18 protein-coding genes and 2 pseudogenes are annotated in these 23,543 nt (G+C 49.8%); 18 read left to right on the forward strand and 2 right to left on the reverse strand.

The window, feature by feature from the left end; translation table 11 throughout:
- The first annotated feature begins 347 nt into the window (after positions 1 to 347).
- The 4 genes from AC0YNW_RS01615 (at position 348) to AC0YNW_RS01630 (ending at position 5,525) form a co-directional block, all read left to right on the forward strand.
- Positions 348 to 1,757, forward strand: coding sequence for an MFS transporter (locus AC0YNW_RS01615; RefSeq protein WP_475830503.1), 1,410 nt, complete (start codon positions 348 to 350; stop codon positions 1,755 to 1,757).
- Positions 1,758 to 1,795: 38 nt separating this feature from the next.
- A complete protein-coding gene (locus tag AC0YNW_RS01620) occupies positions 1,796 to 3,226 on the forward strand; it encodes a sulfatase family protein (RefSeq protein ID WP_475830504.1) in 1,431 nt (476 codons plus the stop codon).
- A gap of 67 nt (positions 3,227 to 3,293) precedes the next feature.
- A complete protein-coding gene (locus AC0YNW_RS01625) occupies positions 3,294 to 4,115 on the forward strand; it encodes a purine-nucleoside phosphorylase (RefSeq protein ID WP_475831251.1) in 822 nt (273 codons plus the stop codon).
- A 111-nt stretch (positions 4,116 to 4,226) separates the two neighbouring features.
- A complete protein-coding gene (locus AC0YNW_RS01630) occupies positions 4,227 to 5,525 on the forward strand; it encodes an NCS2 family permease (protein WP_475830505.1) in 1,299 nt (432 codons plus the stop codon).
- A gap of 92 nt (positions 5,526 to 5,617) precedes the next feature.
- Here AC0YNW_RS01630 and AC0YNW_RS01635 read toward each other — a convergent pair.
- Positions 5,618 to 5,779 (reverse strand): annotated as a pseudogene (locus tag AC0YNW_RS01635) (IS256 family transposase); the annotation flags it as partial.
- A gap of 582 nt (positions 5,780 to 6,361) precedes the next feature.
- Here AC0YNW_RS01635 and AC0YNW_RS01640 point away from each other — a divergent pair.
- Both AC0YNW_RS01640 and AC0YNW_RS01645 read left to right on the forward strand, forming a co-directional pair.
- Positions 6,362 to 6,820 carry a VOC family protein gene (locus AC0YNW_RS01640; RefSeq protein WP_475830506.1) on the forward strand — a complete coding sequence of 153 codons (459 nt, stop codon included), beginning with the start codon at positions 6,362 to 6,364 and terminating at the stop codon, positions 6,818 to 6,820.
- Positions 6,807 to 7,367: a YdeI/OmpD-associated family protein gene (locus tag AC0YNW_RS01645; RefSeq protein ID WP_475830507.1), complete on the forward strand. Its 561-nt coding sequence runs from the start codon at positions 6,807 to 6,809 to the stop codon at positions 7,365 to 7,367. The genes AC0YNW_RS01640 and AC0YNW_RS01645 overlap by 14 nt, the downstream gene beginning before the upstream one ends.
- Before the next feature lie 741 nt (positions 7,368 to 8,108).
- On the opposite strand, the pseudogene AC0YNW_RS01650 reads toward AC0YNW_RS01645, so the two are convergent.
- Positions 8,109 to 8,288 (reverse strand): annotated as a pseudogene (locus AC0YNW_RS01650) (YHYH domain-containing protein); the annotation flags it as partial.
- Between the two features lie 311 nt (positions 8,289 to 8,599).
- On the opposite strand from AC0YNW_RS01650, the gene AC0YNW_RS01655 reads away from it, so the two are divergent.
- From AC0YNW_RS01655 to AC0YNW_RS01710, 12 genes are all read left to right on the forward strand, one after another.
- Complete coding sequence (locus AC0YNW_RS01655) at positions 8,600 to 9,928, forward strand: ABC transporter substrate-binding protein (protein ID WP_475830508.1); 1,329 nt, start codon at positions 8,600 to 8,602, stop codon at positions 9,926 to 9,928.
- A gap of 77 nt (positions 9,929 to 10,005) precedes the next feature.
- Positions 10,006 to 10,887, forward strand: a complete 882-nt coding sequence (locus tag AC0YNW_RS01660; protein ID WP_387472324.1) for a carbohydrate ABC transporter permease — start codon at positions 10,006 to 10,008, stop codon at positions 10,885 to 10,887.
- Positions 10,884 to 11,702 (forward strand): carbohydrate ABC transporter permease, encoded by an 819-nt coding sequence (locus AC0YNW_RS01665; RefSeq protein ID WP_387472322.1) that lies wholly within the window; start codon positions 10,884 to 10,886, stop codon positions 11,700 to 11,702. The genes AC0YNW_RS01660 and AC0YNW_RS01665 overlap by 4 nt, the downstream gene beginning before the upstream one ends.
- A gap of 50 nt (positions 11,703 to 11,752) precedes the next feature.
- On the forward strand, positions 11,753 to 13,510 hold the full coding sequence (locus tag AC0YNW_RS01670; RefSeq protein WP_475830509.1) for a sensor histidine kinase: 1,758 nt from the start codon (positions 11,753 to 11,755) through the stop codon (positions 13,508 to 13,510).
- On the forward strand, positions 13,485 to 15,095 hold the full coding sequence (locus tag AC0YNW_RS01675; protein ID WP_475830510.1) for a response regulator transcription factor: 1,611 nt from the start codon (positions 13,485 to 13,487) through the stop codon (positions 15,093 to 15,095). Before AC0YNW_RS01670 ends, AC0YNW_RS01675 begins: the two co-directional genes overlap by 26 nt.
- Before the next feature lie 80 nt (positions 15,096 to 15,175).
- Positions 15,176 to 16,303: an alanine racemase gene (locus tag AC0YNW_RS01680; RefSeq protein WP_475830511.1), complete on the forward strand. Its 1,128-nt coding sequence runs from the start codon at positions 15,176 to 15,178 to the stop codon at positions 16,301 to 16,303.
- A gap of 157 nt (positions 16,304 to 16,460) precedes the next feature.
- Positions 16,461 to 17,627: a M20 family metallopeptidase gene (locus tag AC0YNW_RS01685; protein ID WP_475830512.1), complete on the forward strand. Its 1,167-nt coding sequence runs from the start codon at positions 16,461 to 16,463 to the stop codon at positions 17,625 to 17,627.
- Positions 17,628 to 18,059: 432 nt separating this feature from the next.
- The gene (locus AC0YNW_RS01690; RefSeq protein ID WP_475830513.1) at positions 18,060 to 19,061 is read left to right on the forward strand and encodes a LacI family DNA-binding transcriptional regulator; all 1,002 of its coding nucleotides are present in this window, start codon (positions 18,060 to 18,062) and stop codon (positions 19,059 to 19,061) included.
- A 27-nt stretch (positions 19,062 to 19,088) separates the two neighbouring features.
- Positions 19,089 to 20,423 carry an extracellular solute-binding protein gene (locus AC0YNW_RS01695; protein ID WP_475830514.1) on the forward strand — a complete coding sequence of 445 codons (1,335 nt, stop codon included), beginning with the start codon at positions 19,089 to 19,091 and terminating at the stop codon, positions 20,421 to 20,423.
- Between the two features lie 68 nt (positions 20,424 to 20,491).
- Entirely contained in the window at positions 20,492 to 21,415 is a 924-nt protein-coding gene (locus AC0YNW_RS01700) for a carbohydrate ABC transporter permease (protein ID WP_475830515.1), read from the forward strand.
- Positions 21,412 to 22,239, forward strand: a complete 828-nt coding sequence (locus AC0YNW_RS01705; RefSeq protein ID WP_475830516.1) for a carbohydrate ABC transporter permease — start codon at positions 21,412 to 21,414, stop codon at positions 22,237 to 22,239. Before AC0YNW_RS01700 ends, AC0YNW_RS01705 begins: the two co-directional genes overlap by 4 nt.
- A 15-nt stretch (positions 22,240 to 22,254) precedes the next feature.
- Positions 22,255 to 23,526, forward strand: coding sequence for an AGE family epimerase/isomerase (locus AC0YNW_RS01710; protein WP_475830517.1), 1,272 nt, complete (start codon positions 22,255 to 22,257; stop codon positions 23,524 to 23,526).
- Positions 23,527 to 23,543 lie beyond the last annotated feature (17 nt).

Consider the following 23,543-nt stretch of genomic DNA (forward strand, 5'->3'; position numbering starts at 1 on the left):
AGTTCAAATTTTTGGGCGACATGGGTTGTGTAAATTGCTTAAGCAGAAGAATCACTTCCTATTCATTAGAAAAGAAAATTCATTCTCATTCTAGCTGAATCCTTATGGGGATACAAGAATGGAGAAAAATAGGAAAAAATAGTTTGATGAAGAATCCGTATACATACATTCAAAAACGAAATAAGTTACGAGTAATTATTGGAATATCAGGTTTTATATAATTAAAAACAAATACTTTTATTCAAATTCAAAAAAAGTTATGTACAAATAGGCTCAATCCCATTACAATGAAAACAGTTACATGTAGCTGAAATAAAGGAGCATACTAAAGGATGGGGTGAGTATTTATGGGAACGACAACTGAGTTGTCGAAAGAGGAAAAACGCGGGATATGGAAGGTATTGACTTGGTTGCTGGTGTTTGAATTTTTCTTTGTATTTAATAACAATGTATTCAATTTGATATCCCCAAAGCTTGTTGATGAATTCAAAGTTGCCCCATCAACGGTGAGTCTCGTTATCTCAATGGGGACGCTGGCATTTGGAGTTTGCTCGATCGTTTATACGATATTAGCCGATCGCATCAGCATGCGGAGAATCTTGCTTGTCACTTGCGCCACATTTCCGATTATTTCGGTTCTCGGCGTATTCTCCGTCTATCATTTCACGCTATTAATTCTTTTCCGTGTTTTGTTCGGGATGTCGATTGCAGCACCGGTCGCACTAGCTGTCATTATTGCGCTTCGTTATTTCAATAAGCTTGAGGCGGCAAAGCTATTCGGATTTATCGGAGCCATTTTCCAACTGGGCGCGGCTTTCGGCAATGCGCTCGGCGGCTATATTACCGAGCACCTGAGCTGGAATTACATTTTCTTATTTTCATGTATTACGATATTCAGCATCCCAACTATTTACAGGCATATGCCACAGGAGAAAAGCCGGCAGCATTCTTTTGATTACGCAGGAGTTGTTATGCTGACGGGAGTCGTCACACTTATTATTCTTTTCTTTACCTTCAAAATGCAGTATCTCTGGATGTTGGGGGCAGCTATTGTACTTGGCTTCATTTTTGTGCTTTATTCCAATAAGAAAAAAGATCCATTTGTTGATCTGCGTGTGCTCAGTATTAAAGGGGTAAGCGGATCGCTTCTAGTTTGCTTAATTTTTTATATGACCCAAGCGGCGTTCCTGTTCATTTTCCCATTTATTGTGAGGGATACGTACGGCATGTCTCTGAGCGTAATCGGGATGTTCAATATGTTCACCAATATATTGGCGTTTGCGACAGGCATGTTCTCTGGACGAATTATTAAGGCCATCGGATATAGAAATATGGTGATCCTTGGAGGCGGTTTCATTTTTACCGGTCTATTGGTCGTTGCACTCTTTGTCGGATTTTCGGCAGTGCCTGTATTTATTGGACTTGGGGTTTTCAATATTGGCTATGTGCTGTTTTTCTCAGGATATTTATCAAACTACACCCAACTTTTGCCATCTCAATTTCATGGCGCGGGCGTTGGCATAGAGAAGCTGGTCGTGCAATTAGGCTCTTCAATCGGAGCTGCCTTTATCGGGATGTTCTTCGGCGCTTCGTTCATGAGTAAGGCTCTAGTCGATTTCTCCGGTCGCGCGGAAGCCGCGCCATTCAGTAATATGTCAGTCATACTTTTAGTTCTTATTGTAGCGGCGACGTCCATGTTCCTATTCATATTTAAGAAAAATGTCAAGCCTCAGGAGGCGTTGATTAAGCAGGCTTAGTGTAGAAAAGATTGTGAGAGGATGGAGGAACGACAACAATGTCAACTCAGAAACCCAATATTGTGTTTATACTGACGGACGATCAGGGACAATGGGCGCTTGGCTGCGCTGGAAATGATGAGATCAAGACGCCTAATTTGGATCGATTGGCGAGCGAAGGCATACGATTCGATCATTTTTTCTGCACCTCTCCCGTGTGCACTCCGGCAAGAGGTTCCATTCTTACTGGGAAAATCCCTTCTCAGCATGGCGTACATGATTTCGTCAGAGAGAATGATAACCCGCACTTGTCTTATTTGGACGGGCAAGTCGCGTATACTGATCTGTTAGCCGAGCAAGGGTATATATGCGGTCTTAGCGGAAAGTGGGGGCTGTGTAATGACTATAAGCCGCAGAATGGATTTAGCCACTGGTACACCTATCTGTATGACGGTGGGCATTACAACAACCCGATGATGGTGCGAAACGGGGAAGTGATTAAAGAATCGGGATATTTAACCGATTTGATCACACAAGATGCAATGGGATTTATCGAGGAGCAGTCCGAGCGGAAGAACCCGTTCTATATAAGTGTTCATTATACGGCGCCGCACCACTTGTGGATTGGAGAGCATCCGCAGAAGTATGTTGACCTGTATAACGAATGCCAATTTCACTCTTGTCCACAGGAACCTATGCATCCAGATTACCTGTCTCTGTCTAATCCCGCGAATGTATTCGAAGAGGCCAGGGAGAATCTTAAGGGATACTTCGCAGCGGTTACAGCGATGGATTATAACGTAGGGCTGTTGCTGGACAAGCTTGAGCATCTTGGGTTGCGAGAGAATACGTTAATTTGCTTTATGAGCGATAACGGATTTAGCTGCGGTCAACATGGTATATGGGGCAAGGGTAATGCAACCTACCCGCAAAATATGTACGACAATTCTGTTAAAGTACCGGCTATATTCAGTCATCCTGGTCGTATTAGGCAAGGCGAAGTGAGCTCTGCGTTGCTTAGTCAATATGATGTGATGCCGACATTGCTCGAGTATGTAGGCATATCTTATCAATCGAATACAGATTTGCCGGGGCGAAGCTTCTGTTCGTTGCTGGATGGCATAGAAGGTCAGGAAGAAGGTCACATCGTTGTCTATGATGAATATGGTCCTGTGCGCATGATTCGTTCGTACCAATATAAGTATATTCATCGTTATCCTTACGGACCTTTTGCTTTCTTCGATTTAGAGCGTGATCCGGAGGAGCGCAACAACTTGTATGGGGAACCGGCATATGCGGACCTCGTTCAGGCGATGAGGAATCAACTCGAGCAATGGTTCGTGAAGTACGCTGATCCGCAGATGGATGGAGCGCGAATGCCTGTTACCGGTACCGGACAGAGCAATCTTGCGGGACCGAATGTGCCCGGAATTGCTGCCTTTAATCAAGAGGGCCGGCTGCATATGGAGAAATTGAAGCAGCGGCAATAAACATGAAAGTATAGGGATTAGGAAATCAATCAATTAAATAAGGTATTTGAAAGGTGAAGAGCTAAATATGTCCAACATGAAACAACAAGTCCAAGAGGCTGTATCATTTATCGAACATGAGTTAGGCTACCGACCGGAAATTGGATTAATTTTGGGCTCGGGACTAGGTATATTGGCGGATTTAATTGAAGAGGCAACCTCGATTCCTTATCACGCTATTCCTCACTTCCCGGTTTCGACGGTAGAAGGTCACGCCGGGGAACTGGTTGCCGGTCATATAAACGGCAAGCATGTCGTGATGATGAAAGGCCGATTCCATTTATATGAAGGATACTCTGCGACACACGTAACATTTCCAGTGCGAGTCCTAAAGGCACTGGGCGTTAACCAGCTTATTGTCACAAACGCTGCTGGTGGAGTTAATGTGGAGTTTGAAGTCGGAGATTTGATGCTCATAACAGACCACATCAATCATATGGGAACCAACCCGCTTATCGGATCGAATGACAAAGAGGTAGGCCCACGATTTCCGGATATGTCCGAAGCATACAGCAAACGCCTTATTCAATTGGCTCATGAAGTTGCAGCCAGTAAAAGTTTTGCCTTCCGTGAAGGCGTATACCTGGGGAATATCGGCCCTTCTTACGAAACACCTGCCGAAATCCGGTTCGCAAGAGTCATTGGAGCCGACGCTGTTGGCATGTCGACCGTCCCGGAAGTTATCGCAGCTAGACATGCAGGCGTGGAGGTGCTCGGCATTTCATGCATCACGAATAAAGCCGCGGGGATTCTGGAACAGCCTTTATCACATGAGGAAGTTATGGAAGCGGCTGAACAAGTCAAAAAAACATTTTTGCAGCTTGTCCTTGGCATAATCGAAGAGATGTAAGCGCAAAGGCGGCGATCCGTTGATTCGTTGAGATCAGCTCAGCGCGCTGAAGCGGCAATCATACTAGTAACGGGTGGGCGAGGGGCTATAAAGAAGGAAGGTACAGCATGAATGAGTAAACGATTTGGTCGGAAGAAGGAAAGCGTAGAGCTTCAACGCCCAGTGCAGAGAGAATTGATGGCAGGCCTCGTTTCCTTTTTCACGATCGTGTATATTATCGCTGTAAACGCATCTATTTTGGAGGATGCAGGCATCCCGTTTGAAGCAGGGGTTATCGCAACCGCCTTAACATCATTCGTAGGGTGTTTGCTAATGGGATGGTGGGCGGATACGCCAATCATTCTGGTCCCGGGGATGGGGATCAACGCTCTGTTCACGTATACAATTGTTCAAACGATGGGGCTTACGTGGCAGGAAGCACTGGGAGCCGTGGTCGTGTCGGGCATCCTGTTTGCTATTGTTGCGTTTACACCGCTCGCTCGAACGATATCATTGTCCATTCCCGATTCGCTAAAGGAAGCGACAACGGTAGGTATAGGCTTGTTTCTAACATTGATTGGGTTCCAAAAAGGAGGCATCGTCGTTGCCAATGAACAAACATTCGTTTCCTTGGGTGAATTTTCCAACCCCTCTACGATGATGACTTTGGTAACGTTAGTCATTGCGATGGTGTTGTTCATTAGGAAAGTACCCGGTAACTTTCTGATTACCATAGCTTGTGGCACCTTGCTTGCCATCGGCCTCGGTCAGGTAAACATCCGTGAAGCATCGAATGGCAATATGTCCCTCCAGGTATACTTGGATCTTTTTGGAGCCTTTTCGTTTGGCAGCCTGGCCTCGGCGACATTCTGGATTGCCGCTTTCACACTGGCTCTCGTCCTTGTGTTTGAAAACATTGGCATGATAAACAGCCATCTGAGCATGGCAGGGAAGCCTCAGAAATTTAAACGCTCTTTGCAGGCTAACGCACTCTCGACGATTACGGCCGGCCTTTTCGGTACGAGCCCTACGGTTTCAACGGTAGAAAGTGTTGCGGGTATTTCGGCAGGCGGGCGCAATGGGCTTACAGCGATTACAACGGGTATACTATTTTTTATGGCCATATTTTGTATGCCTATCATTAAGCTGATTCCGGATAGTGCAATTTCTCCGGTATTGATCATTGTCGGAGGTTTGATGCTTTCCGGGATACAGCGCATTCCATTCAACCAGTTTACCGAGTGGTTTCCTGCATTTCTTATTATCGCCGTAATCCCTATGACATACAGTATTGTAGATGGAATGGCATTCGGATTTATAGCTTATGTTATATTGAAAGCTGCACTAGGAAAAGCAAAAGAAATATCGCTTCCGCTATATTGTACCGCAGCTCTCTTTCTTGTTAACTTTGTTCTCCATGTAATGGGATAAGATTGAAATGAAGAAAAACTTGATACGCAAGGTTCGCCTCAGCAACAACACCATCCGCACGAGGAGGGTGTTGTTGCTTTTTTAGGATGGGGTGTTCGCTCATATTCCGAAGCGGCTAATTGTTCGGTCGCTTGTGCCTTTGACACTTCATTTAAAACAGTCTCAAGTAAAGCGGCAGCGCCGGCATCTCGATTTTCTCCGATAAACAGTTGGTTTAATAATGGATTTTTTAGTGTAACCTGATCGTGAGCCATGAATAAATACTCTCCTCTGGAATGGTCTAGGCAACTTTTCTAGATGAGTATTTACTTCATGGCTTACTTTTTATGAAGTACATAATTACACAATTATATGGACTCAACTCTCATTGCGCCATTCCCGCCCATTTAAGTCGATGCCATCGACCTAATTGACACATACGCCATGCCCGAGCTTTTTAAGTCGATGCCATCGACCTAATTGACACATTGCGCCATTCCCGAGCTTTTTAAGTCGATGCCATCGACCTAATTGACACAATGCACCCTCCCCGAGCTTTTTAAGTCGATGCCATCGACTTAATTCACACATTGCGCCATCCCCGCCCATTTAAGTCGATGCCATCGACCTGTATCGCTCAATGGACTCAACTCCACAGCACCACGAACCGAGTCTTAAGTCGATCCGAGCGAATTCTTCACTCTCAGCATCCACCAACAGGGCTATTCAGAACAAGATTGGAAACACTGACAGACAGATGTCAGCGTTGAGGGCGTACAATTGGAACTGCGAAGAGGTGATCATACTTGCGAAGCGAAGTGAGCGTATACTCTGACCATAAACGGGAGGCAACCCTAATGAGCAAAGTACAATCTTTACGAGGATTTGCGACGATCAGTTATTGGGCGGATGATGTGGAGGCAGCGAAAACATGGTATGCGGAGCTGCTCGGCATCGTCCCGTATTTTGAACGACCGGGACCGGATGGCCGGCTTGCCTATGCGGAATTCCGTCTCGGCGACTACCAGCATGAGCTGGGCATTATTGATCGCCGATTTGCGCCTGCCCAAGCAGCTGCTGGTCCTGGGGGCGTCATTATGTATTGGCATGTGGATGATATCCACGCGATGCTTCAGAAGCTGAAGGAGATGGGTGCTGCAGAGTACGAGCCTCTTATACCTAGAGGAGATTCAGGATTCGTCACGGCTTCGGTCGTAGATCCGTTCGGCAACGTGCTGGGCATCATGTACAATCCGCATTATGCAGACGTATGGGAACAGCAGCAGAAGGGTGTGATTGCACATGATCATCGATAATGCCGTGCGGTTAAGTACCCGCCAAGCATGGCGAGGGTGGCTAAGCGAGCATCATCAAGTACAACCGTATTGCTGGTTGATTACAACGAAGAACGATCCGATCAGCTATCTGGACATCGTGGAAGAGGCGCTTTGTTTTGGCTGGATTGACAGCACCCGCAAACGTAGGGGTGAGCATCAGACTGGCCAGCGCTTCTCTCCCCGTCGGAAAAACAGCAGCTGGACGGAGCTGAACAAGGAGCGCGTCCGGCGGCTGGATCGCTTAGGCTTAATGACAGAGGCGGGAAGGAGCGTTTTGCCAGAGATGGACCCGGGTTCATTCGTCATCCAAGAAGATATTCTGCAGAGGCTGAAGCAGGACGAAGAGCTATATAGCAACTTTCAGGCATTGCCTGAGCTGTATGTCAGAATCAGAATCGATAATATCCAGTCTGTTGAAAAGGATGTTGCCTTATATACTTCACGGCTGGATAAGTTTATAGCGCATACCCGAGCGAATAAGATGTACGGTCAATGGCATGATGAAGGCCGTCTTCTGGAAGGATAGTCTCAGTGGATATATGCCGACGAAAAAAACAAGCTGGAGCCGGTACAGCACCGGAGTTAGCTTGTTTTTTGTCGGAAAGAGAGAATGGAATGGGTGGAAGTTCTACTCACTCATGCGTTTCTCTGTAATAATAGCGTTTTTCCGTGCTGCTTCTTTTAGATCGGCAGGGGCGTATTCAGCGTTCGCCAATACGTTGTAGCGCTTGAGGGCATTTTCGTAGTCTTGATTCGCGAAGGCGCTGTACGCTTGCTGCGTGAGCTTTAAAGCTGCATCCTTCATGAATTGTAGGGCATGACTATTCGCGGCAAGCCCTTCTTTCATTTTTTTGTCGGCGATCAGGACGGCATTGACGTAGTTCTTCTGATTGAAATACCAACGCGCATTGGCAAAGGCATTATGGAAAGCCTGGCGCTCCTGAATGAGCTGGAGTTTCGCCGGAACATGGAATGTGTTGCTGTAGGCGGCGTCCTGTCCCAGCAGCTCATAATATAGCTTTGCTTTGTCGAGCTGGTCGGATTCGTAGAAGGCTTTTGCTTGCTCAGCTACTTTTTTGGCCGCAGCCGATTGATTCGAAGCATTTACTTTCCAGCTGTAGCCTGTATCTTTTGTTTTGAAATAGTAATACAAAGCATTGTAATAGCTGCTCTGCTTCAAATAATAGTCTCCATTCCAAATATAGCCGTCCGCTTCGATCTCCTCCGCGCTTCTGGTGTCAGCGGCTTTAGATGATGTCGATGAAGTAGAAGAGGAGCTTTTGCCGCCCCCATTATGATAATGATATTCCCCATAGGCCAGTCCCCACTTCTCACAATTCGTGCGGCATGTATGTCCGCCGGAGGAGTCTGTTCTTCCCGGGTGGGCAGAAGCCAAGCTGCTGCATAGGAAAAATAATAGTGTGATGAATACGGTCATTTTTTTCATGATGGGTATTTGTCTCCCTACTTTTCATATTTCATTCCATTTTAAAGAAGTTATCGGGTGCTTAATAGGGATTTTCTAATATTTTTAGCAAATACTTGAAAAGAAATGCTTTGTGATCATTCATAACGTGTTCAGCCCTTATATCAGATTGCGATTACGAAACATTTCTTTAATCCCTCGTTATCGTTGTTGAATGTGCGTTATTTAACCGGAAAGCGGGATGCTTTAGTCTAGATGTAACGGGTGACCCGATAAGAAAGACTGACAGCATGCACCCGTTATTCATCCTATTTGTACAGGAGGTCAATCGTATGAAGAGAAAGATGAAGCGCTGGATGCAAGGAACACTTGCCGCAGTCCTGGCGGTCAGCATGCTGAGTGCATGCGGCGGCGGGAACGACAAGCCTAGCCCGGGCGCGGAAGGTGATGGAGGGAACAAGCCGTTCCAGGGCAAGAAGCTGTCCATCGCTACAGCGAACCACCCGTGGGGGGATGCGATTAAAGAGCTGATTCCGCAATTCGAAGAAGAAACCGGGATGAAGGTGGATGTACAGAGCTACTTCGAGGATCAATTGTCCCAGAAGCTGACCGTACAATTCACATCCGGCTCGGCAACGCCTGACGTGTTCATGTACAGCCCGCTGCAGCATGCGAAGCAATTCTACAACAACGGCTGGCTTCAGCCGCTGGATGAGTACGTGAACAAAAATGCGGATTACGATTTCGATGATTTCTCGAAGGCATCCGTCAGTACGAATATGATCGATGGCAAAATCGTTGGCATCCCGACGATTACCGAGCAGCACATCCTGTATTACCGCAAGGATCTGCTGGAGGAAGCGAACATTGCCGTCCCTAAGACGATGGACGAGCTTCTGGCGGCAGCAAAAGCGCTGCATGATCCAAGCAAGGAAATGTACGGCTTCTCCGCTCGCGGCCAGCGTTCCGCGCTTGTGTCGCAGATCTCGTCGTTCATGTACTCTGAAGGCGGCGAATTTATGCGCGACGGCAAGGCAGTTCTGAATTCGCCTGAATCGGTTAAGGGCATGGACACCTATGCGACGCTGCTTCGTGACTTCGGCCCTCCAGGCGTGCTGAATATGTCCTGGCCGCAAGCTATTGGCGTATTCGCACAAGGCAAAGCTGCTTTCTTCGCAGATGTGAACTCCATCTATCTGAACGCGGCTGATCCGGAGAAATCCACCGTCGCCGATCAAATCGGCTATGCGGTATTCCCGGCTGGCGATGCGGGCTCACAGCCGTTCAACATCGCTTCGTGGGGCATCGCGATGAATGCCAAAGCTGCGGACAAGGATGCGGCATGGGCGTTCATCGAGTGGGCTACTAGCAAAGAGATTATGCTGGAGACGCAGAAGCTTGGCAATCCGGGGTCGCGCTTGTCCGTATGGGCAAGCCCTGAAGGCACAGTAGCCTTCCCGAAAGAGCTGGCTGAAGTAACAATGGAGACGCAGAAGGGCGGCGTCGACCACTCTCTGCCGCAAGTGAATGCCGTAGGCGAAGCCCGCGATATTATCGGTTCGATCGTGCAGCGCGCGATTACGGGCGAAGATATCCAGGCAGCGGCCGATCAGGCCAACAAAGAATTCCAAGCCTTAATTGATAACGAATCTGGTCAATAAGCTGCGGAGTTGGAGGGATGCGTCCGTAGGGCGCGTCCCTTCTTCATCCCGGGGCGCAACGAGAAAGGATGGAGGCAATGCGAACGAACTGGTTTGATCGCAACCAGAAATGGATATACACCATGCCGGCTGTATTATTCGTGCTTCTTATGATGGTATTCCCGATTTTATATACTTTTCGAATCAGTTTCTATGAATGGAGCATGTCCTCGACGACGCCACCGAAGTGGGTCGGACTCGACAACTATATCGCCTTATTAACAGATGCCCGTTTTTGGGTGACGGTCAAGCAGACCTTCGTCTTTACATTTGGCGCCTTAATTGTGCAGACGGTGCTGGGCGTGGCGATTGCGGTATTGCTGCACCGTGAATTTTTTGGCAAAAACTTGGTCAAAACAATCTTCCTGCTCCCAATGGTTGCAACGCCTGTCGCGATGGGACTTGTCTGGCTATTGATCTATGAGCCGAGCATTGGCGCCGCCAATACGCTGCTCAAGATGATCGGACTCAGCCCACAGCTATGGATTGCCTCGCCGTCTCAGGTTATGCCGTCCCTTATTCTGATGGACGTGTGGATGTGGACGCCGATGATCTCGCTGATCGTCATGGCCGGCCTGGCGACGCTGCCGACAGAGCCGTATGAAGCGGCCGATGTGGACGGGGCTTCGACCTGGCAGAAGTTCTGGTATGTGACGCTGCCGCTGCTGCGTCCGACGATTATCGTAGCGGTCATGCTGCGCCTGATCGATGTTCTGAAGACGTTCGATATTATCTATGCGACCACGCAAGGCGGTCCGAACATGAAGTCGGAGACGCTGAACATCTACGGCTATACGCTTGGCTTCCAGTACTTTAAGCTGGGTATGGCTTCAACGCTGCTTGTCATCTTTTTTGCCATCGTTATGGCTTTAACGCTGTTCATGATCTATGTGCGCAAACGTCTGGAGGTGGCTTCATGAAGCGAAAAAAACGATTAAAAACGATCATCATGAGCTCGCTCACGGGCTTGGTAGTCATCTGCTTTGCCTTTCCGTTCGTATGGATGCTGCTGGCTTCGTTCAAGACACAGGCGCAAATCATGTCACCCGATGAGTTTCTGATCTTCAAGCCTACGGGACAAAACTATGTGAATGTCTTCAGCGAATACGACTTCATGAAGTTTATCATCAACAGCTTTATTGTGGCAGCAGGATCGACGCTCGGCTCCTTAATTCTGGGACTGCCTGCAGCGTACGCGATTGCACGTCACCGGCTGCAAGGTCTTAGTCTGATCATTCTGGTTGCCCGCATCATTCCGGGCATCACGTTCCTTATTCCATGGTTCATTATTTTCTCGCAGCTCGGAATGGTTGATTCCTATCTGTCGCTTATTCTCAGCCATATGCTGGTTGGCCTGCCGTTCATCATCTGGGTGATGATCTCCTTCTTCGAGGGCTTGCCGACGGAGATTGAGGAAGCGGGCTTGATTGACGGATGTACGCCGACTCAAGTGTTCCTAAGAATTGTATTGCCGATCTCAGGACCGGGAATTGTTACCTCATCGCTATTGTCTTTTATTTTCTCATGGAACAACTTTATGTTCTCGATTATTCTGGCGGGAGACAAGACAAAGACGCTTCCAGTCGCGGTATTCAACTTTATGTCCTATTCCGAAATTAACTGGGGCGCACTGATGGCTTCGGCCTGCGTCATTACACTTCCAGTGCTGATTATTGCGCTGCTTGCCCAGCGGTTTATCGTAAGCGGTCTTGCGGCGGGCGCAGTGAAGGGCTAAACTACTTGTACAACCAAGAGGACATGCCTTTCACAAAGGGGCGCGCTGCCATGCCGCGAAAAAGCACGATTTTTTCCAAAATTATGATCATGATCGTCTTGTTTCTAATACCCGTCCTGGTCTTATATGGCTATACGAATAAAGTAAGCGTGGATGTTGTGGAAAATGAAATCGGAGCCAACAGTCTCGGGCAGCTGTCGTTCTTGCTTCAGCAGTTCGATGCCACCATCGAGCAGTTGGCTATGTATACGGTTACACTTAGCGCCGATCCTCATGTGCGCGAGCTGATGGAGCGGGATAAGACGATTCCGTACGATCGGCAGCGCGAGGAATATCGGATTAACAAGAAGCTGAGTCTTCAGAGCGTATCCAGCTCGTGGATGAACGAGATTACGTTGTATTTGCCAAAGCAAGATATGATGCTGTCTTCGAATCTGCTTAAGGATTATGATCCGTGGGGCGACGTGAAGCGGTTCGCCTTGCGCAAGGGCTGGATCTATGACGACGATCCCAAGGGCTATGCCCAGGTGCCGGGCGCACGCTTCATCAGGCAAATCTCGGAGCCGTACAGTGCAACCTCTGTAGAGCAGGTGGATGCGATGTTTCAGGTAGGCTTTCCTGTATCGAACATCTCCGGCATGCTGGACATGGTCAAGTGGGACGGGCGAAGCGATCCGTTCCTCTACAACAAGGCCTATGATCCGATCGGCAGCACGACAATGAATACGGATGCCGTCCGTGAGGTTATGAGTAAGCTCGGCGGCAGAGAGCTGGGAGTCAGCGGGCATGTGGTTGCAGATATTGGCATGGGGCGTGTGGCGATCTTCTATGTGAAGTCGCAGCAGCTTGGCTGGTATCTGGTTGATTATGTGCCAATGGAGAGTATCCTCCAGCCCATTCACAAGACGAACGCGATGTTCTACGCGACGATCGGTCTGCTGCTCGCTATGGGTGTCATCGCATCCTATTTGCTGTACCGCAATGTTCAGCGGCCGATTGGCAAGCTGATGCGCGGGGTGCAGATGTTGAAGAAGGGCAATCTGTCGACGCGGATCGAGAACAGCACAAGCAATGAGTTCGACTTCCTGTTCCTGCGGTTCAATGAAATGGCGGAGGAAATTCAGGATCTTGTGGAGCGCGTCTATGCGGAGAAGATACGGGGGCATGAGGCTACGCTGAAGCAATTACAGGCGCAGATCAACCCGCATTTTCTGTACAACAGCCTGTTCTTCATTATAAATACGGCAAAAATGCAAGATACGCCATCGGTCGTGGCGATGGCTCAGAATCTTGCTGAATATTACCGGTATACGACCCGGATGGAAGATCGGCCGGCCTCGCTGCGCGAGGAGCTGCAGCTTGTCGAGAACTATCTGGAAATTCACAACCTGCGGTTAGGGCGGCTTCGCTATGAGATCGATGTGCCGGAAGAGATGCTGGAGCTGCCGCTTCCGAGGCTGCTGCTGCAGCCGATCGTGGAGAATGCGATTGTCCACGGCATCGAGAGAAAACCCGGGGCCGGATTGATTCGGATTACCGGACATGCCGGAGAAGGCCGCTATATGCTTGTCGTGGAGGATAACGGGGCAGGTATGCCTTACGAGCAGCTGCTGATGCTGGAGCAGAAGCTTCGCCAGCCGTTGGAGGAGCAGACCAGCTGCGGCGTCTGGAATGTGCATCAACGCCTAAGATATCTATTTGGCCCGGGTTCAGGCCTTCAGCTAGCGATTAGTCCGCTGGGCGGACTGCAAGTCACCATGATCTGGAGGGAGGAATCGGAGCATGGCGCAATTGCTGATCGTGGATGATGAACGGCATATTACCGACCGGCTGTCAGAGCTGGTGCCGTGGAGCGAGTCGGGTATCACAGGGGTTCATAAAGCGTATTCCGCCGAGGAAGCGCTGGATGTGATGGAGTCCTGTACGATCGATATTGTGCTGACCGATATCCGCATGCCTGGCATGTCGGGACTGGAGCTGTCGGAGCAGATCCGGCGGCGCTGGCGCAAGACGAAGTGTATTCTTCTGTCGGGCCATGCGGAATTCGAATATGCCAAGGAAGCGATCCGGCACGGGGCAGTCAGCTATCTGCTGAAGCCAGCTAAGGATGAGGAGCTGCTGGCTGCCGTTGCGCAGGTGCGCACCGAGCTTGCGGAGGAGTGGCGCGAGGTCATCTCGCAAGAGCGGATTGCGCAAGCGCTCCGGGAGAATCTTCCCCAGATGCGCGGCAATCTGCTGGGGGAGCTGCTGCTTGGGAAGCGCTATGCGGCGGCTGAGCTTCGCGATAAGATGACGATGCTGTCTGTGCCGGAATTTTATGAGCAGGCCTTTGCCTTAATGCTGGTCAGGCTGGAGCAGCCCTTTCACAACTATGATCCGCATAGTCTTGCGCTCGTGGAATACGCGGTAGGCAACATGGCGGAGGAGCTGTTCCAGCCGGATTGCCAGCTGTGGCACGGGAAGGATGTGCATCAATATCTGGTGTTCCTAATCACGCACGGGGAGGGCGGCGCAGATTGCGCCGAGTTGTACCGCATGCTGGAGAGCAAAGCAAGCCAGTTGAAGGATGCGATTCATACGTTCCTGCGCGGCTCGGCGACGATCCTCATCAGCCGGACTGGGGTATTCCCGACTGATCTGGCCATGATGTATGACGGCACGCTATCGACGCTGCGCAAGCGCATCGGCGATGTGTCCGATCTTATTCTGACCGTATCGGATGCGGCAATCGGCGAGAACGAAACATGTTCGTTATCTTCTCTGTATGAGCTGCCGTCCCTGTCGCATTTGCTGGAAGCGGGTCAATGGCAGCAAGCGGAGCAGCGGCTGAAGAGCATCGCCGCGGAGCTGCAGACGGAGGAGCAATTACTGGAGGCCTACTTCATCATCGCCTCGGCAGTTTCATCCTATGCGCATAAGAATGGACAGCGATTGTCTGATCTGATCGGTCCGGGCTATGAGAAGCTGACTGTAGGCTTGCCGTTCCGCAATGCGCAGCAATTGCTGGACTGGTCGCTGGAGCTGCTGGGCAGGCTCAGCAGTGAAGCAGAAACGGATAAGCAGGACTCGCGTGCGAAGCTGATTGCCGATGTGCGGCAATTTGTCGAGCAGCATCTCGACGAAGATGTGTCGCTGACCGCGATATCGAGGCATGTTTTTCTCCATCCGGTCTATATTTCGAAGATTTATAAGCTGGAGACTGGGGAGAACATCACCGAATACGTCTATCGAATACGGATGGAGAAGGCGGCCAGGTTGCTGCTCGACACATCGGACAAAATTTATGAGATTGCCGCCCGGCTTGGCTATCAGCGGGCGCATTCCTTTATTCATGTATTCAAGAAGCATACCGGATTGACGCCGCAGGAATACCGGGACAAGTATGGCTCGTGAGGAAGACCGCACGAACGATTATACCCTGAGGTTCATGTATGAAGAGATAGAGATGCCCTAATGGGAGAGGAGCAACAGAGATGAACGATAATACGATGACACCAGGTTTGCCGGAGCTTGACCGCAATCCGCCAACGCCTTATGCCTTTGTTGATCTGGATGCGGCAGAGCGTAATATCGCTCTTATGGCAGAGAAGCTGGCTCAGCATGGCATTCGCCATCGGCCGCATATTAAGACGCATAAGTCATTGGAGGTTGCCCGCAAGCAGCTTGAAGCAGGAGCGGTCGGCATTACAGTGGCCAAGCTGTCCGAGGCGGAAGTATTCGCTGATGGAGGTATCGACGACATTCTCGTCGCACTTGCGATCGTCGGCGAGCGCAATCTGGAGCGGCTGGAACGTTTGCACCGCCGCATCCGCGTCACCGTTACCGTCGACAGCTGGGAGGCTGCACTTGGCTTGTCCGCTGTTGGCGAGCGGGCGGGACAGCCCGTGCGCGTGCTGATCGAGTTGGATGGCGGTCTTCATCGCGGCGGACGCCAGCCTGGCGAGGATATTGTAGCCTTCGCACGCAAGATACGGGAACTGCCGGGCATTGAGATTGCCGGCATTATGGCTTATTTCGGCCTGGTGTATCGGAACCAAACGGACGATGCGCTGAAGGCTGCTGTACGCGAGGAAGCGGAGATCATTCGCGGCGTTGTAAGCGATCTGCGTGAAGCGGGTATCCCGGTTGATATCGTTAGCTCGGGCTCGACGCCAACGTCGAAGCTGTGTGAGTATGCGGAAGGCATTACGGAGGTGCGCGCGGGCAATTATTTATACAATGACGTGTCCGCAGTTAGCATGGGCCTTGCAGAGCCTGAGGATTGCGCGCTTCGGGTCATTGCTACGGTCATCAGCATGCCGATGCCGGGCATGGCGACCATTGACGCCGGAACCAAAACGTTGACCAGCGATCGTTCCCATCATACCGATGGCTTCGGGATGATTGTCGGCCAGCCGGATGTTATGATCGCTTCGCTTAATGAAGAGCATGGCATGCTGCGTTACGACCCTGCGCAAGTCAGCCTGTCTATCGGGGATCGCATCGAGATTATTCCGAACCACTCCTGCGTCATTCCGAATTTGAACGACTACGTATACGCGGTGCGCGGCGGAGAAATTGTCGGCCGGATTAAAACCGATGCGAGAGGCTGCAATTATTGAGAATGTACTTTCCTGAAGATGAATTCCAGCTATGGCTGCACAGCTGATCCAATCGTTTTGTCGGATCGTCCATCGAGCCGTTGAAACAACCTGTTGCTGACCCCTGTTATGACCAATGGCTACTACCCTACACACAAACGAAAGGCGGCTCACTGTTATGACCAATAGAATCGACGCTGCTCGTACGACGGAAATATTGAGGGACCTGGTGCAAATTCCGAGCGTGAATCCCAACTTTGAAGGGGGCGTGCCGGAGCTTGCGGTAGCTGATTATGTGGAGCGGTTTTTCCAGCGGCTAGGCTTGTCTGCCGAGCGCCGCGAGGTGCTGCCGAACCGTCCGAACATTGTCGGGATGCTGCCTGGCGTGAACAATAATTCGCCTGGCTTGCTGCTGGAGGCGCATATGGATACGGTGCAGACGACCAACATGACCATCGAGCCCTTCGCCGCAGAGGTTGCAGACGGCAAGCTGTACGGAAGGGGAGCCTGCGACACGAAGGCTTCGCTTGCCGCCATGCTGGCGGCTATCGAGTGGTGCGCTGAGAATGGGCAAGTGCCTGCCGTTCCGGTCTATCTCGCTGCTGCGGTCGATGAGGAAGTCCATTACAAAGGTGTACTCGACCTGCTCAACATCCATGAGAAATTCGGCGCGGCGATCGTCGGCGAACCGACGGAGCTTCATGCCGTCATTGCCCATAAGGGTGTTGTCCGCTGTGAGATCGAGACGGTGGGCGTGTCGGCCCATGCTTCCCGGCCAAGCGAAGGCGTGAATGCCATTGATGCCATGGTGCAGGTCATCTCCCATCTAAGAGATGTCGTCACTCCTCGCTTGCTGGCCCAGCCTCATCCTTTGGTCGGTGCTGGCTCGCTCAGTGTCACAGAGATTGTCGGCGGAGTCGCGCCGAATACGATTCCGGACCGCTCCCGCATCAAGATTGACCGCCGTACTATTCCAGGCGAGGACAGCGAGCAGGTATGGGCGGATCTTCGTGATGAGCTGACTACGCTGAATCTTGGGGATGACCGGGCGCGCGTCAATGTCTATCCGCCGTTCGTGCTGGATTATACGCTTAATACTAGCGCGGATTCCGATGTCGTGCGGCTTCTTACGCAAGCGGCTTCCAAGCGGATCGGAGAAGTGAAGACGCACGGCGTGCCGTACTGCACCGATGCCAGCAAGCTGGCGCTTGTCGGCATCCCGTCAGTCGTGTTCGGCCCGGGATCTATCGACCAGGCACATACCGAAGACGAGTGGGTGGAGCTGGAGCAGGTGGCGCTTGCTGCGGATATTTTGATTGATGTAATTTTATCTTATGGGTCTTAATCAAGAATCGAACCTCTGCTAACCTGAAAAGCTTTAAGTCGTATCCTCGACTTAAAGCTTTTTTTATTTTCGAGTCGCAAGGACTTTAGCAGAATTCCGCCGCTAGCCGTTATCTTCAACGGCCAGCCATACGGGGATTTCTTATTGGCGATTGATTGCAGGAAGCCATGCAGACACCGATGAAAGGAAAAGCAACGCACGCCATCGAGCACGGTTTATCTGCGATTTGCATGGCTGGATTGATGATACACCACGTATCCCTTTTCAAAATAGTAGTTGACAATGGAAATGAAAACGCTTTATAATTCAGAAAAATGAGAATTTGAAACGGTTCAAATTTTATCGAACCAGTCACTTATTGCTATTATTTAACTGGTTCCATAAGTACACACAAAATTTGAAACGGTTCAAATGAATAGGAGGGTCGTGATTATGAATATAACAATTGCGGATCTGGCAAGAATAACTGGTTTAGCGAAAAGCACCGTTTCAGGGGTTCTGAACAACAAGGCGGGGTTCTCAGAGAAGACTAGAGTGAAGGTATTGGAGGCGGCCGAAAAGCATGGCTATGTCCCCAATGAAATTGCCAGAGGACTGACATCCAAATTCACGAAAACGATTGGCCTGGTCATTAAAGACATTACCAACCCTTTCTACAATCAAATTACGAAAGGTGTACAAGAAGTTGCCAATGAGCATGGATATACCGTTTTTTTATGCAGCAGCGGCGAGAATCATATGGTTGAAGTCACTCAAGTCAGTGTCATGGTCGGCAAACGGGTAGATGGTCTCATTATCGCTCCGCTGCTGGAAGGTGTAGCGTTCGATCACATTTATGAATTAAAGAGAAAGAAAATTCCGTTTACTCTGCTCGGTTCCATTCCGGGATTGACCTGCGATTATGTACAGTTCGATGACTATAACGGAAGCGTTCAGGTGACCAACCATTTGATTGAGAACGGGCATAAAAAAATCGGGTTTGTAACGGGTCAGCGAACGTCGAGAGCTTCCAAGCTGAGGTTCCAAGGATTTAAGGATGCGATGATGGCCAGCGGCCTCAGCTTATCGGAAGAGCATGTCTTCCATGAAGCCAAACATTTGGAGGATGGGGTCGATGTGGGCAACCAGTTGATTGCCATGAAGGATCGTCCGACCGCATTGATTTGTTTTGACGATGTCATTGCGTTGGGCGTGATTAAAGCCTGCGGAAGCGCTGGCTTGAAAATTCCTGACGATCTTTCGCTCGTTGGCTTTGACGATATCGAACTTATGATTTTTCCGCTCACTTCGGTCTCTATTCCGACTTACGATGCGGGCAAGCTGCTAGCGAATATTTTGTTTGAACGTATTTTTGAAGAAAATATTGCGGAATACAGGCAAGTTACGCTAGATGAAAAATTGGTTGTTCGTTCTTCTGTGAAATCGCTTCACTAACGAAAAATCCGTTTAGGAGGACTTCCGATGAAAGCAAAAAAGAGGTTGATCACGCTAATTTCTCTAGTCTTAATCGTGTCGCTGGCCCTTGTCGGCTGCTCAAGCGCTAACAACCCGAACTCGCAAAAAAACAATTCAAAAGACGGTAATAAGCAGAATAAGCCGGTAGAGCTGACCATCTGGGGAGGATACCCGGAGCTTGACCCTTGGTATAAGAAAATGGCGGAAGATTACAAGAAAGAGCATCCGAACGTCACGGTCAACATCGCATCCTTCCCGCTTAGAGATTTCGAGAAAAAAGTCGCTGCAGGTTTGCCGTCCAGCAGCGCCGCGGATATTGTGTCGCTCAACCCGGTCATTGCTCTGCGGTTCATTCAAGGCAATATGCTGAAGAAGGCGCCTGACGACCTGGCCCAGCTTGTGACAGGAGGCAATTATCCGGAATTGATCGCCGATCGCGCTCAAGTGGATAATGTGGTGTATGGAATCCCTCATCAGCTCGGAAAAGGGGTTATTTATTACAATACCAAAATGTTCGAAGAAGCGGGACTGACAGAGCCGCCGAGCAGCATGGATCAATTTTTGGAGTACGCTCAAAAGCTGGCTGTCAAAGACGCCTCGGGCAACTTGCAGCGTGCAGGGATGAGCTTGCGCCTGACGGGCGGAGGCAGCGGCCTGGGCGAGAAGTTCTGGACACTGCTCGCGCAGCATGGAGGCAGTATTGTAAAAGAAGTTTCGCCTGGAAAGTATAAGGCGAATTACGATAATGAAGCCGGTCTCAAAACGTTGCAAATGTACATCGATATGGTTCACAAATATAAAACGGACGATCCGACGATCAAGCATGATGCGGAAGCGTTCGAAATGGAAATGGCAGCATTCTTCGTCCGCGAATCCTGGGTAATCGGCGATATTAAAGTGAAGGCGCCGGATCTGGAATACGCAACTGCGCCGCTGCCTGTAGCCAATGTAATCGGAATGTCCGATTTCTATGTGACGAATGCTGCCAAGGATAAAGAACAGGCGGCCTGGGAGTTCATCCGCTTCCTGATGAAGCCGGAGAACCATAAGCAGATGGTAGAAATGACCGGATGGCTGCCGGCGAGAGAAGATCTGGACTTCGAGGAGTTTTTCAAAGAAAATCCGGCATTTAAGGCTTTTTTCACAAAGCAGGAGCTGCATGCTTATCCGACCATTCCGGAATTTGATGAAATATTGACTAAATTTGCAGATCGTCTATCGGAGAAAGGTTTTACGGATGCGTCGCTCGTCGATAATCCGGATAAAATGAAAGCATTCCTGGCGGATCTAGCAAAGGATACGAACGCTATCTTGAAGAAGGCGGGACATTTGGCCGAGTAATCGAACCGGGAACCCGAACCGAATACGGGGAGGGTTCTCCTTATTAACGGATGAAAGGGAAATGAACAATGGCAACTTTGGCGAAGAAAAGGTTCCGGCTTAAACCGCATCATTGGTTTGTGCTGCTGGGACTGACTCCGATCATAGCGATTTACACGTATCTTCGGTTCATTCCTATCGTTAAGACTTTCTATATCAGCTTGTTTCAATGGGATATGGTATCTGTCGACAAGCCGTTTGTCGGAATGGAAAACTTCGTTACTTTGTTTCAAAGTGATCCGTTCCTTACTGCACTCAAGAACACGACGATTATCGCCTTTGGCATCTTAATCTTCAGCGTGCCGATAGCACTCATTATCGCGTATTTGCTGTCCAGGGGGATTCGGTTCAAATCATGGTACGAGGCGATTTATTTCTTGCCGTATATTACGCCGATGGTACCGGTAGCCGTAACCTGGAAGTGGATTCTGGATTCGCAGCAAGGATTATTCAACTACGCATTGTCCTTCTTCGGCATCAGTCCGAAGCCGTGGCTGCTTGATCCAACGCTGGCTATTGTCTCTGTCATCATGCTTACGGTGTGGAAGACAATTGGCTACAATATGATCATTTTTACGGTAGGCTTAACCGGAATTTCGAAGGAATATTATGAAGCAGCTTCGATTGACGGAGCAACCGGGCTGAAAGCTTTCCGTTTTATCACGATCCCTTTGCTGAAGCCGATTACGGTATTCGTCTCTGTCATTACTCTGATCCACGGGTATAACGTATTCAGCCAGATTTATGTTCTGGCATCGGATATTCAGGGGTCTCCGGGTTATGTAGTACGGGTGCTTGTATATGACATGATTGAAAACGCTTTCCGTTTCTTCAATATGGGTTATGCTTCGGCTGAAGCCGTTATCTTGTTCTTGATCGTGCTGGTCTTGACTGGCATTCAGATGGGATTGGCGCGTGAGAAAAAAAGTTCGGGCAGGAGGATGAAACGATGACCAAGAAAAAACGGCTTTCCAGCATCATCCGAATCATTGTCTTGACCATCGGGGCTGTCATCATGATCATTCCTTTTCTTTGGATGATCTCGACGGCATTCAAAACTCCGACCGAGCTGAACGTTTGGCCGCCGTCTTTTATTCCAAAATCATTTAAGCTGGATAACTTCGTTGCCGTATTTGATGCCGTGCCTTTTCATCTTTATTTTTGGAACAGCTTGCGGATGGCGACGATTTCGGCAGTAGCGATTGTCTTTACCTCACTGCTTGCCGGGTACATCTTTGCAAAATTCCGCTTTATCGGGGGCGCGGTATTATTCGCTATTCTGCTGGCGACAGCAATCGTACCGTTCGAAATTTATATGATTCCTTTGTATTTGCAAATGCAAAAGCTGGATATGCTGAACAACTTCCGCGGATTGGTCGCTCCTTATCTGGTTATGAGCTTCGGGATTTTCTTTATGCGGCAAAACATTATGCAGCAAATTCCAGATGAGATGCTGGAAGCGGCAAGGATGGAGGGAGCGTCCGAGTGGCGCATTTTCTTCCGCATCGTGGCGCCGCTCTGCAAAGCGCCGATGAGCGCGCTCGGTATTTTCGCCTTCATCGAAGCTTGGAACGCCTTTATTTGGCCGCTGCTCGTCGTTGGCGATACGAAGCTGTATACGATGGAATTGGGCCTGGCGATGTTCCAATCGGCATTCTCTATTGATTTGACTGTCATGTCGGCAGGATCGGTCATGTCGGTATTGCCTATCTTGCTTGTGTTTATCTTCTTGAGAAAGCACATCATTGAGAGCATCAGCATGACGGGAAGCAAATAACGGATGAACGGGTGAATGCAAATGAACAGCCTGCTTTCGTTTTATCGGGATCATCTCCAGGGAAGCTTATGGCCTTTCTGGAAGCGTGCGCTGGACCGGACCCATGGCGGTATATACACCTGCTTTAATAATGAAGGAACAGAATTGTTGAGCACCGATAAGTTCACCTGGTCGCAAGGAAGGTTTGTCTGGATTATGTCGCGGATGGTCCGGATGTGCCGCCAGGGATTGCTGGACGAGAAGCAGCTTGGCTGGAAGGCGGACAAAATTCTGGAGCATGCCGGAAAGACGGTTTCTTTTCTTGCGAAGCATGTGTTTCTGGACAACGGAAATTGCGCTTACTTGCTGACAGAGACTGGGGAGAAAAAGGAATTTATCCCGGGTCAGGGGTATGACCTCAGTTTCTATGCGGACGGTTTCGTCGTATTGGGCTTTGCCGAATATGCCCGGGCGCAGAACGATAGTGAAGTGCTTGAACTGGCCTTGAAGCTGTACAGAAGCATCGAGGCCAGGCTGGAGGCTGGAAGCGTGCGCAGCGAGCCTTATCCGGTTCCCGACGGTTTTGCCTCACAGTCATTTGCGATGATTATGCTGAATGTTGCGCAGGAGCTGGCAGATGCGTTGATGGCCGCTTCCCATCCGGCCGGGCTGGAGATTCGCGAACGCAGCAGGCATTATATGAATGAAATCATGGACAGGTTTGTGCATGAGGAGGATTTGCTAACCGAGCTGCTGCCGCTTCATGAAGCGGGCCGCGATACGCTGCTTGCCAGGCAAATCGCTCCCGGGCATTCGATCGAGTGCATGTGGTTTGTGCTCCAGGAAGCACGCAAGCTGGGCCGTCCAGAGCTGATCGAGAAGGCGGGACGCGTGGTCAAGAAGGCGTTCGAGATTGGTTGGGATGGGGTATATGGCGGACTCTACCGCTATGTGGACCGGGATGGAGGCGAACCGCGCGGCCGGAAAATCAACGATGGGTATGAGTCGCTGATCTGCGATACATGGGATATGAAAATTTGGTGGCCGCATTCCGAAGCGTTATATACGTTTTTGTTATGTCATAAGCTGACGCAGGATGAACAGTTCCTGCGCATGTACGATCAAATGCATCATTACGTGTTCCGCACGTTCCCGCATCCTGATCCGCTGACTGGCGAATGGATTCAAATTCGCGATCGGCAAGGGCAACCGACGCAGAAGGTGGTTGCGCTTCCGGTGAAGGATCCTTATCACATTATGAGGAATGTGCTGCTGACCATTGAATTGCTGGCTGCGAAGCCGTCCTAGTCGGACTGAATGACCAT

The organism is Paenibacillus sp. J31R120 (assembly GCF_056269225.1).